We start from the raw sequence: 8,779 nt of genomic DNA on the forward strand, positions 1-8,779 counted from the left end.
CTCCCGCCCGCCGCCAACGTCGCCGCGACACGCCGCGGCGCTAGCGCTGGCTGCAAGGCACCCGAAGACCACGCGCCTTGCACCTTTACGGGCTTAGCCGCACCAGTGTGTGCCAACGTCGCCGAGGGACCCCCGATTCTGGCGTTCGCGGGCGGCACCAGCCGGTCGCTGTCGCCGTGGACGATGAGCACCTGGGCCGACCGCCGACGACCACTCGGCGGGCGCCTGCAGGCCCCCGCGGCGCAGGGCGGTCGGCTCGCGCGGTACGTCCCCGGGCCGACCGGCTCGTCGCGCCCCGTCGTGCGTTCCTTCAACCGCGCGAGGTAGGCGCGGGCGGCTGACCTGTCGTGTGCGTCCGTTCAGCCGCCGTTGAGTGCTTCGTCCAGTGCCGTCGTCTGGGCCTTGACGAAGGCCCGGGAGATGGCGGCTTTCGCTTCGATGGAGTCGAAGTTGTGGTAGGCGCCGGGCACTACGTGCAGGGTGGTGGCGACGCCGACCTGCTGCAGTCGCCGGGCGTAGGTGATGTCCTCGTCGTGGAACAGGTCGTTGGTGCCGACGCCGATCCATGCGGGCGGCAGGCCGGAGAGGTCGTCGTAGCGGGCCGGCGCGGCCAGCGGGGGCACGTTGCCGTCCGCGGTGGCGGGGCCGAGGTAGGAGCGCCAGCCGAACCGGTTGCTGGCCGGGCTCCAGAGGCGGAGCCGCCGCGGGTCGATGTCGGTGCGGGTGGTGGTTCGGTCATCCAGCATTGGGCAGGACAGCAGTTGCAGAACCGGACGGATCTCGCCGCGTTCCTTCGCCAGCAGCGCCAACGCGGCGGCCAGACCGCCGCCGGCGCTGGCGCCGCCGATGGCGATGCGTGCGGGGTCGATGTCGGGTTGGCGGGCGAGCCATTCCAGCGCGGTGTAGCAGTCTTCCAGCGGCGCCGGGAACGGGTGCTCGGGCGCGAGCCGGTACTCCACCGAGACGACGACAATGCCGAGCTGATCGGCGATCCGGCGGCAGAAGCCGCTGTCCTGCGCCGCGTCGCCGAGCACCATTCCGCCGCCGTGGATCCACAACAGTGCCGGAGTCCGAGGCCGGGGCGAAGCCGGGCGGAAGACGTGTACTGACACATCGGCGTCCACGGATACGACCTGCGCGTCGGGCCGCCGAGTGATCCCGGTGAGCTTGGTGAGGACACGGAGCGCGGGAAGCGTTCGGGCGGTGATGATGGTGCGGGCAAGGAACCGCGCGGCTCGCAGCTGTGGGTTGAAGGGTTGCTCGGTCATCGAGGTCGCCGGGTGCCGGGGCTTGTCGCAGAAATGAGGGTCATGGTCGGAGCTCGGCGTCCACCAGGGCCAGGGCGTTGCGGAGGCCCTGCTCGAGGAGGTCGTCGGAGAGCTGTCGGTCGGTCAGGGCGCGGGAGAGTTGTAGCGTCCCAGCCATCAGGCCGAGGAGGCTAAGCGCCTTCACGCGGGCCGAGGGCGGATCTTCGGGTGCCATGCGGGCGGCGAGGCCGTCGATGACGACCAGCACGCCGTCGGTGTACGCCTGCCTGATTGCGTCCGCGCTGCGCCCGATCTCGTCGAGCAGGGCGGCGTTGGGGCAGCCGTCGCCGGGGTTGTCCCGGTGGTGGGCCGACAGGTACCAGCGCACGATCTGTTCGAGGCCGGCCGGGCCAGGCTCCACCAGCTCGACGATGTTCGCGTGCAGTGTGTGCAGTTGGTCGGTGACCGCCTCCGCGACGAGGCTGTCCTTGGATTCGAAGTGGGCGTAGAAGGCGCCGTTGGTCAGGTCCGCGTCCTTCATCAGCGTCGCGACTCCGGAGCCGTCGATACCGTCCCGCTTGAGCCGTCGACCGGCCGTCGCAATGATCCGCTGCCTTGTCTCCTGCTTGTGTTCTTTCGTGTAACGCACCATGCTTTCCTCCATCTCAACCGGGCTTCGCGCTCCGGATACCGCTATGTCCTGGTCAGTTGTCAGTGGATCTAAGCAGCGATCAGCTCGGCATCCGGTTGAATCTGCGGATGACGCGGTCGAAGATCCGGGCCGGGGCGACGCGGTACACCGCGTTGATGATCCGGGCGGTCGTACCGGCGGTACGCCGTAGTTTCGGGTTCCGGTCGGTGGCCGCCGCGACGATCACCTTGGCGACGATGGCGGGGTCGTCGCCGCTGCTGAGGTTTTTCTCCAGCAGCTCGTCGTAGTTGCGCCGTCCCGCCGCGTAGAGCGGCATGGGGGTATCGGCCTCCACGCTGTGGCCTGCGAACGGAGTGTTGATCGGGCCGGGCTCGACGAGCAGGACCCGGACGCCGTAATCGCGAACCTCGTGGTCCAGCGACTGGGAGTAGCCCTCGACCGCGTGCTTGGTCGAGACGTAGAGGGCCATGAACGGGCTGGGGACGAACCCGCTGAGGGAGGAGACATTGATGATGCGTCCGCGGCCTTGGACGCGCATGTGCGGCAGGACCGCCTTGGTCGTCCGCATGACGCCGTAGACATTAATGTCGAAGATCTCCTGCGTCTGGGTAATCGAGAACTCCTCGGCTGCCCCGGTTGTGCCAACGCCGGCGTTGTTGACCAGGACGTCGATGTGCCCGAACCGGTCGATCACCTGCTTGACCGCTGAGGCGACCGATTCGTCGCTGGTCACGTCGAGGTCGAGGTAGGTCACCCCGGCGGGCGCGGTGAGTTGCGCGGTGTTGCGGCCGGTTCCGATCACCTGGAAACCTGCGGCAGCCAAGGCGCTCGCCGTGGCCTTGCCTATGCCTGAGGTGGCGCCTGTTACGAGCGCAACCTGCGGAGTTGCTGTCATCATGAGCTCCTGAAGTTTAGGATTACGACCATACGACAATAGCGGTTGGGTGGTCGCAAGGCAAGGATTAAATTATGTTCGTACTTTCATGGAGGGCGAGGTGAGGACCACAGGGGGCCGGGCGGGTGACGGTAAGCCGGTCTCGCATGGGCCGGCCTTTTCCAGACTCGAACTGGATTGCACCTGCGATCCAGCGACCGTGGTCGAGGTCCTGGAGGGCTATCTGGCGACGCTGACCGTCGATGGCCGCAGCCTCTTTGAAATCATTGATGTTGCGCCTGATTTGCAATCCGGTGCGTATGCCATCCGAACGGGGGTCCCATCGGAGTGACCGCTATCCGCGTTTCGACGCCAAAAAGCAGACAGGCAGCTTTCGGCCCCGATCAAGACGTTCGGTGCATCGCCCTCAAGCGTCCGCAAGTGGCGCTACCTGCTCGTTCCGATCGATGAGACGAATGGCAATATTCACCCATCTCGGCCATTCTCAGTAGCCACCTGATTAAGTTTTACCTAGGCCATGATCCCGAACCGAAGGTCAGCGCAGCAAGAAATTGGTTTTTCGGAAAAGATCATGGCTAATGGAGCCCAATCCCGATTTTATCGGGATGGATCAGGCTCTGGTCAGACCGGCCGCACCAGAACGTGTTTTTTCTTGCCGAGCGACAGTTTCACGACTTGTTCCGGACCGAGATCCTGAAGCGTCACCACCTTGCGATCGTCGGACACCGGCTGGTCGTTGAGGCGCACCGCGCCGCCCTGGATGTGGCGCCGTGCCTCGCCGTTGGACGCGGCAAGCCCGGCGGTGACGAACAGCGACAATATGCCGACGCCGCTTTCCAGATCGGCCTTGCCCACCTCGACGGTCGGCAGCGTTTCGGCCAGCGCGCCTTCCTCGAACGTCTTGCGCGCGGTTTCGCTGGCCTTTTCCGCCGCATCGCGGCCGTGCAGCAAGGCAGTGATCTCGGTGGCGAGGATCTTCTTGGCCTCGTTAATCTCGGAGCCGCCGAGCTTTTCAAGGCGCGCCACCTCATCCAGAGCCAGAGTCGTGTAAAGCTTCAGGAAACGGCCGACATCGGTGTCCTCGGTGTTGCGCCAGTATTGCCAGAATTCGTATGGCGACAGCATCTCGGCATCGAGCCAGACCGCGCCTGAAGCCGACTTGCCCATCTTGGCGCCGGACGAGGTGGTGAGCAGTGGCGTGGTCAGCGCATAAAGCTGCGCGTTTTCCATGCGGTGGCCGAGATCGATGCCGTTGACGATGTTGCCCCACTGGTCGGAACCACCCATCTGCAGCCGGCAGCCGAGACGCTTGTAGAGTTCGACGAAGTCGTAGGCCTGCAGGATCATGTAGTTGAATTCGAGGAACGACAGCGACTGCTCGCGCTCGAGCCTGAGCTTGACGGAATCGAAGGCCAGCATGCGGTTGACGGAGAAGTGCCGGCCGACATCGCGCAGGAAGTTGACGTAATTGATCTCCATCAGCCAGTCGGCGTTGTTGATCATGATCGCGGCGTTCGGGCCGCTGTCGAATTTGAGGTACGGCATGAAATTGCGACGGATGCCGGCCAGATTGTCCTCGATGTCCTGCGGCGTCAAAAGCTTGCGCGCCTCGTCCTTGAACGACGGATCGCCGATCATCGAGGTGCCGCCGCCCATCAGCGCGATCGGCCGGTGACCAGTCTGCTGCAGCCAGTGCAGCATCATGATCTGGATCAGCGACCCGGCATGCAGGCTCTTGGCGGTCGCATCGAAGCCGATATAAGCGCTGACCGTTTCCTTGGCGAAAAGCTGGTCGAGGCCGGCATCGTCCGAAATCTGGTGGATGAAACCGCGCTCGCTCATTACGCGCAGGAAATCGGATTTGAAGACGGACATTTTTTCTTTCCCGAAAGCGCCCAACCGCAGCGGATCGAGCGTGGTATGCGTGAAGGCGGGCGTTTAGCATCCAAGCGCGATCAGCAAAAGGGGAATCCGGTTTTGCGGCCTGCGCGGATGGTGTGCGGATGCTTGCTTCATCGTTTGGGCTGGCGTAATGAGGCGCCGCGCCAGCGGGTTCTTGCAGCACTTAACCCGCTGGAACGGCACCGCACGGCATCGATTCGAATGCCATATCCTGTGACAGAGCCCGACGCGACATGCCGGAGATATCCATCATCATTCCTTGCCGGAACGAGGCGGCGAACCTGCCGCTTCTGCTCGATGAGATCGGGGCGGCGATGGCCGGGCGCGACTTCGAGGTGATCGTCGTCAACGATGGCTCGACCGACGAAACCGCTTCGGTTCTTGCCGCCCAGGCAGTACTTCGGCCGTTTCCGCTTCGCCACCTCCGGCATGAGAAATCCGCCGGCCAGTCTCTCTCGGTGCGTTCAGGCGCATGGGCGGCCCACGGCGATATCGTCGCTACGATCGATGGCGACGGCCAGAACGATCCCAAATATCTTCCGGTGCTGGTCGACGCCCTGCGGCAGGCCGGCCCCGATTTCGGTGTTGCGCAAGGACAGCGCCTGAAGCGTCGCGACAGCAAGATCAAACAACTGGCGTCCCGTTTTGCCAACTGGCTGAGAAAGGCCATCCTGCATGACGAGACCCGCGACACGGGCTGCGGTCTGAAGGCGATCCATACCGATATCCTCAGGAAATTGCCGTTCTTCGACGGCACCCACCGCTTTGTTCCGGCGCTCGTCATCCAGGAGGGGTATCGCGTCGTGCATTGCGACGTCGTCGACCGCTCTCGCCGCCACGGCAAGTCGAATTACGGGATTTTCGATCGCGGCCTGCAGGGCGTGCTCGATCTCGCTGGTGTCTGGTGGCTGCGCCGCAGGCGCCGGAGAATGCCAAAAACAGAGGAAATCAGGCATGGCTAACGTGCTTCAGGAATTGATGACCTGGCTTCACGACGTGTTCGTCAAGCAGTTCGATACGTGGGTTCTGCTCGGCTTCGTCGCCCAGTTCTTTTTTTCGATGCGCTTCCTCGTGCAGTGGATCGCATCGGAAAAAGCCAAGCGCAGCGTGGTGCCGATCGCTTTCTGGTTCTTTTCGCTGTTCGGCGGCACTCTGCTGCTGATCTATGCCATCCAGCGGCAGGATCCGGTGTTCATCGCCGGCCAAGCCATGGGCCTGCTCATCTACATCCGCAATCTTTGGCTGATCGCCAATGAGCGCAAGGCGGCGATGACGAAGGTCGACTGAGCGACCTGCCTCCGTAAGAAGCAGACCGAAGGGGCTGACGTGGCGAACAGGAATTACCTTCTTCTCTTCCTGTTCAGCCTGCTGATGACGATTTCGGGACTGGCGGCCATGCCGCCGCTCGACCGCGATGAGCCGCGCTTCGTCCAGGCCACCAAACAGATGGCCGAAACCGGCGATTATGTCGACATTCGCTTCCAGGAACGCTCACGCTACCAAAAGCCGATCGGCATCTACTGGTTGCAATCGGCAGCCGTCGCGCTGAGTGGCGAGGGCGCCGAGGCGCCGATTTGGGTGTATAGACTGGTCTCGACGCTGGGTATCGCCATTGCCGTTGTGGCGACGGCCTGGACGGGGGCCAATCTTTTCGGCGCCAGCGCCGGTCTGGCCGCCGGCCTCGTCATGGCCGCGATCTTCGCGACGGCTTTCGAGGGGCGTGACGCCAAGACCGACGCGATGCTGCTGGCCTGCTGCGTGGTAGCGCAAGGCGCGCTGGCACAGATCTATACGGCGTCGCGGCGTAACGAAGCCGTCGGCAGCCACCTGCCATGGATCTTCTGGGTAGCCCAAGGCGGCGCAATCCTTATCAAAGGGCCGATCGCGCCATTGTTGTCGGCGCTGACGGTTGCCGTGCTGGTTGCGTTCGAGCGGGACTGGCGCTGGCTGTCGAAGCTGAAAGCGGCGCGCGGTCTGGCTCTCGCTTTGCTGATCGTGCTGCCGTGGCTCGTCCTGATCACCTGGAAAAGCGGCGGCGCTTTCCTGCAGCAGGCAGTCGGCAAGGATATGCTCGGCAAGGTGGCGCAGGGCGAGGAATCGCATGGCCTGCCGCCCGGCTTCTATGTCTTGAGCTATTCGCTGTTCATGTGGCCTTTCGGCCTCATCGCGGTGGGTGCCGGGCTCCAGGCCCTCAATCGCCTGCGCGATGATCCTCGGCTTCGTTTCTGCCTCGCCTGGTACATTCCGTTCTGGCTGCTGTTCGAGCTGATCCCGACAAAATTGCCGCACTATGTCCTGCCGGCCTATCCCGGCATGGCGCTCATGGTCGGTTGGCTTTTGACATTGAAGCCGCAGGACGCGAACGCGCCGCTCCAGCGCTGGCAGACCTGGTTGTGGTGGGCGACTGCCTTTGGCCTCGCCTTGGTCACAACGGGCCTTGCCGTGCTTTGCATTGCCGCGCCGCTGTATTTTGCCGGCACCTTCTCATGGTGGAGCATTCCGGCTGCCCTTGCTGCGCTCGGAGCCGGCTATCTCGGCTTCTCGCGCCGACTGCAAGTGCGGCTTGGCCGTATCGGGGCAATCGCGATTTGCGCCGGTAGCACCTACGCCTTGCTGTTCGGTGTCATCGCGCCGTCGTTGAAGCCTATTTGGATGAGCCGCGAGATCGAAGCTGCGGTTCGCACCAATCGGCCCTGCGAGACGACGGTGCTTGCCTCGGCCGGGTATCACGAACCGAGCCTGGTCTTTCTGGTGGGCACAAAAACGATATTGACCAATGTCGATGGTACTGCGCAACATCTGCTTGCCGATCCTGCCTGCGCGCTGGCGCTGGCACCGGTTGGCGAGGAAAAGCGGCTGGACGACCTGCTGGCAGGGCAGGGCAGGTCGGCGAACCGCGTCGCCCGGATCGACGGGGTCAACTATTCATCGGGGGAGAAAATGTCGCTTGGTCTATACCGGATCATCAACTGACTTCAGTGGTTTGGCATGAGCATTGGTCGCAGAGCTCTGGTTCTTGAGTTGCTTCGAAAGCTGCCGGCTCGGTCGGTGGGCAATCTCCAGAAAACGATAGCGATCGCTCGTTCCCGATTTGCGAGGCGGCCGGCCAATTATTCCAGGATGCCGTGGCTGACCTTGGTAGTCGCCTATCTGCTTCTGACCGCTGCCAGCATGGTTTTCCTGGATGGCATTGCCGTCAGCTGGCGAGACCGCTGGCCGAACGGGTTTGTCGCGGTCGCCAACGGCTTTACCAGTTTCGGCTTGGGCGGCTGGTATCTTATCCCGCCCCTGATGCTGTTCGTGCCGGCCAATCTGCTGGACTGGCAAGCTCTTTCAAGGCGTTGGCGCATGGTTGCATACAACTGGACCTGCTTCGCCTTCTTCGTGCTGAGCGCGGCCGGTTTGTCGGGGCTGACGGTGACATTCTTGAAGCACGTCTTCGGTCGCAGCCGGCCAGTCTTGGACATGGGGTTATTCTCGTTCCGCCCATTTGAGTTCGACCCGTATTTCGCCAGTTTTCCGTCCGGCCATGCAACGAATGTGGGCATGCTTGCGGCCGTGGTGATCCTTCTTTCCCCGGCATGGGGGAAATACGTTGTTTTGCCCATCACCGTCTGGGTAGCGGCGACGCGGATTGCAGTCGGCGCACACTATCCGAGCGATACGATCGCCGGCTTCGGCCTCGGCATGGCTTGCACCGTCGTTACGGCGCTGGTCTTTGCTCGGCTCGGCTTCATCTTCCGCCAAACCGCGTCGGGACTGCCGATCCGCAAGAAGACATTCAGGCTCAGCGCGAGGTTGCGCAAGCCGGCAAGGTCGACACCGACGCCTGTCCTGGCAGCAGCCAATCCCTGACAGATACTACTTGCTATCCAGCCCGCCGTAGGATCGTACCAGCCGGACCATGTCGGGCGAGTTCGGGCTCTCGCTCTCGAGCCCCTCGGCGACACCGCTACGGTCGGCAATCGGCCGGTTCTGGCTGACCTTCCACTTGCCCTGCATGTCCGTGATCTCGATTTCCAGCCCGACAATGCCCTTGATCTGAGACTGGATGAAGGTGGCTGGCGCGTCGGTCACAGCCCA

At 63.4% G+C, this 8,779-nt stretch carries 9 protein-coding genes and 1 pseudogene; 5 read left to right on the top strand and 5 right to left on the bottom strand.

The window, feature by feature from the left end; translation table 11 throughout:
- Nucleotides 1–359: 359 nt before the first annotated feature.
- The 3 genes from E5W87_RS01175 to E5W87_RS01185 form a co-directional block, all read right to left on the bottom strand.
- Nucleotides 360–1,268: an alpha/beta hydrolase gene (locus E5W87_RS01175; RefSeq protein WP_292393153.1), complete on the bottom strand. Its 909-nt coding sequence runs from the start codon at nucleotides 1,266–1,268 to the stop codon at nucleotides 360–362.
- Nucleotides 1,269–1,308: 40 nt separating this feature from the next.
- Nucleotides 1,309–1,899 carry a TetR/AcrR family transcriptional regulator gene (locus tag E5W87_RS01180; protein WP_292393155.1) on the bottom strand — a complete coding sequence of 197 codons (591 nt, stop codon included), beginning with the start codon at nucleotides 1,897–1,899 and terminating at the stop codon, nucleotides 1,309–1,311.
- A gap of 79 nt (nucleotides 1,900–1,978) precedes the next feature.
- The gene (locus tag E5W87_RS01185) at nucleotides 1,979–2,797 is read right to left on the bottom strand and encodes an oxidoreductase (protein ID WP_292393157.1); all 819 of its coding nucleotides are present in this window, start codon (nucleotides 2,795–2,797) and stop codon (nucleotides 1,979–1,981) included.
- Between the two features lie 196 nt (nucleotides 2,798–2,993).
- Between E5W87_RS01185 and E5W87_RS01190 the strand changes: the two genes are divergently transcribed.
- On the top strand, nucleotides 2,994–3,125 hold the full coding sequence (locus E5W87_RS01190) for a hypothetical protein (protein ID WP_292393159.1): 132 nt from the start codon (nucleotides 2,994–2,996) through the stop codon (nucleotides 3,123–3,125).
- Nucleotides 3,126–3,415: 290 nt separating this feature from the next.
- Here the strand turns inward: E5W87_RS01190 and tyrS are convergent, their stop codons facing one another.
- Nucleotides 3,416–4,669: a tyrosine--tRNA ligase gene (gene tyrS, locus E5W87_RS01195; RefSeq protein WP_292393161.1), complete on the bottom strand. Its 1,254-nt coding sequence runs from the start codon at nucleotides 4,667–4,669 to the stop codon at nucleotides 3,416–3,418.
- Nucleotides 4,670–4,929: 260 nt separating this feature from the next.
- On the opposite strand from tyrS, the gene E5W87_RS01200 reads away from it, so the two are divergent.
- From E5W87_RS01200 to E5W87_RS01215, 4 genes are all read left to right on the top strand, one after another.
- Complete coding sequence (locus E5W87_RS01200; protein WP_292393163.1) at nucleotides 4,930–5,658, top strand: glycosyltransferase family 2 protein; 729 nt, start codon at nucleotides 4,930–4,932, stop codon at nucleotides 5,656–5,658.
- Nucleotides 5,651–5,983 (top strand): lipid-A-disaccharide synthase N-terminal domain-containing protein, encoded by a 333-nt coding sequence (locus E5W87_RS01205; RefSeq protein WP_292393165.1) that lies wholly within the window; start codon nucleotides 5,651–5,653, stop codon nucleotides 5,981–5,983. The genes E5W87_RS01200 and E5W87_RS01205 overlap by 8 nt, the downstream gene beginning before the upstream one ends.
- An 84-nt stretch (nucleotides 5,984–6,067) precedes the next feature.
- Nucleotides 6,068–7,669: a glycosyltransferase family 39 protein gene (locus E5W87_RS01210; protein WP_292393302.1), complete on the top strand. Its 1,602-nt coding sequence runs from the start codon at nucleotides 6,068–6,070 to the stop codon at nucleotides 7,667–7,669.
- 147 nt (nucleotides 7,670–7,816) lie between these two features.
- The gene (locus E5W87_RS01215) at nucleotides 7,817–8,551 is read left to right on the top strand and encodes a phosphatase PAP2 family protein (RefSeq protein ID WP_292393167.1); all 735 of its coding nucleotides are present in this window, start codon (nucleotides 7,817–7,819) and stop codon (nucleotides 8,549–8,551) included.
- Between the two features lie 6 nt (nucleotides 8,552–8,557).
- On the opposite strand, the pseudogene E5W87_RS01220 reads toward E5W87_RS01215, so the two are convergent.
- A pseudogene (locus E5W87_RS01220) lies at nucleotides 8,558–8,779 on the bottom strand (FMN-binding negative transcriptional regulator); the annotation flags it as partial.

Origin of the sequence: Mesorhizobium sp. (assembly GCF_004962925.1) — a bacterium.
Taxonomy (GTDB): Bacteria; Pseudomonadota; Alphaproteobacteria; order Rhizobiales; family Rhizobiaceae; genus Mesorhizobium.